The sequence below is a fragment of the Dietzia sp. NPDC055343 genome, assembly GCF_053645265.1.
Map to the genome: position 1 here is coordinate 1 of NZ_JBSHMJ010000125.1, position 1,965 is coordinate 1,965.

2 protein-coding genes are annotated in these 1,965 nt (G+C 70.5%); both read right to left on the reverse strand.

The genetic code is table 11. The features are described 5' to 3' along the window. Window positions 1–172 precede the first annotated feature (172 nt). The gene (locus tag ACWIE7_RS18995) at window positions 173–1,375 is read right to left on the reverse strand and encodes a Wadjet anti-phage system protein JetD domain-containing protein (RefSeq protein WP_454070303.1); all 1,203 of its coding nucleotides are present in this window, start codon (window positions 1,373–1,375) and stop codon (window positions 173–175) included. Continuing rightward, window positions 1,362–1,965 (reverse strand): SbcC/MukB-like Walker B domain-containing protein (locus ACWIE7_RS19000; RefSeq protein ID WP_454070304.1); only part of this gene is annotated, 604 nt, incomplete at its 5' end. The genes ACWIE7_RS18995 and ACWIE7_RS19000, both read right to left, overlap by 14 nt.

A 1,965-nucleotide genomic window follows, 5' to 3' on the forward strand; every position in this document is an offset into this window, starting at 1 on the left:
AGTATGCGGACCAGCTCGCGGCTCGCGGCGCTGACGAGGCTCTCGCCCCGTACGAGCACAACCACCACGATGCGCCGCTCGAGTTCGTGGCGCCGCGGGCCAAAGCCGGATGACCTGAGGGGACGCCGCGTACGCAGCATTAGCCCCAACCGACCGTAGGGCGGGGATCTGTCTACAGGGCGCGGAGTGCGTCAGTCAGACGGGGGAGCGCCCAATCCCATGGGATGCGCTCTTGCTCCAGTCTGAGGTCCCCGGCTGCCGTGAGCAGCTCGAGGGTGTCGAGCTCGTCGGCCGTGAGCCGGGTCCGGGCGGCTCGGGTCGGTGTGGGGTCGGACACGCTGAACTGTCGCCAGGCGTCGAGTGTGGCGTTGTCCATGAGGACGCTGGCGGCGTGTGGTGCGTGGTGGCGGAGCCTGTCGAGGATCGCGAAACCGTGGGAGTCGATGTCGCCCCAGTAGACGATGCGCGCCCGGAGGGCCCAGGGGAGCGTAGCCACCGCGTCGACGGCGTAGCCACGGCCGAACAAGGCGACCGCGCCGGGTAGGGCGGGAAGCGCGAGGAAGGTGGTGAGGTTCTCGACGACGACGAGGTGACGCGGCACCGTCGAGTCGGTCCACAGCGTGGCGAGCTGGTCGACCGGGCTCTCCACGTCGCGTAGCGGGAAGTCGATCAGGGGGTCGAGGACGCGCAGGCGTAGCCGTGGCCCGGGGTCGCGGAGACCGAGGCCGGAGCCGGACGCGCTGCCGTCCCGCCCCGCCCTGGCAGCGTCGACGAGATGCTCGATCATACGTACCCGTGACTCGATCCACTTGGTGTCGATGCCCGGCACCGCGATCTCGCGCGCGGTGAGTCCTGTGGTGGGGTTGTCGATCGCCCAGCGGCAGACGGCGAGAAGGCGGGCCGTGTCCTCGTCGTCGAGCTTCTCCCACACCGGCGAGGTGGCCGCAGCGGCACGTCGAAGCGCGACGTGGTCCGGCCCCAGCCTGAGAATCTGGTGCGTCCGGTCGAGCAGTGTGCCCCACCGCACGGACTGACCGCCGATTCGGGCGATGTCGTGGGCGCCGCGTACTTCCACACGGTGGGGGAGCGACACCACCCCGAAACCGGCGAGCCGACGTCCTGCCCAGGTCACCTGCACGGCCGGCGCCGAGTCCGCCGAGTCGAAGTCCCGCCACGCCCTGATCCACTCCGCCGTCCCCGTCGGGTCGTCGGCCGCGCGCGCCGCGGTCGGCATCGAGGTCGCGAACCGGACGGTGTCGGATGCCGCGGCGTCCGGGTCCGCGAGCCAGTCGCGGTGTCGCCGATTGAACCGGGTGGCGCAGGAGTCGGCCAGGTCGTGGGGGCTGCGCGGCCCCTTACCCTCAGGGCCCGTCATCGCGTCCCTGCTCCCAGGTGATGCGTTCGATGCGCGATCGGCTGCCGTCCTCGTTGCCCACCACGACGAGGCCGCCGATGTAGGGCTCGAGTGTCTGCAGCAGTTTGAGCGGGGTGGCCAGGACCATGTGGAACCCGAAGTCGGTGAACACGTCCATCGCTCGGCGGGTGTAGTCGGGATCGGCCCGGTCGAAGGCCTCGTCGAGCACGACGGTGCCGTAGCCGGGGACGTCCGCGTCGACCTCGGCGAGCTGGAACCGCAGTGCTGCTGCAAGGCAGAAGAACACGAGTTTCTGGGCCTGCCCGCCGGAGAGGCCGGACGACGAATCGTGGTAGTTGGTCGGGGTGCCCGCGGCATCGATCTCGACCCCGATGAACCCGACGTGTCGACGGGTGTCCAGCACGGTCATGCGCCAACTCCTGTCCGCGGCGTCCGCCGAGCCGAGTCGGCCCAGCAGTCGGGACATCACGGCGAACCCGGCTTCGGCGCTGTCGACGGTGCGCCTGTCGAGGGCGCCGGTCACCGCCTTCTCGAGGTCGGCGAGGAAGTCGGTGACCGTTTCGGAGCGGCGATCGCGCACCTCGATCTGG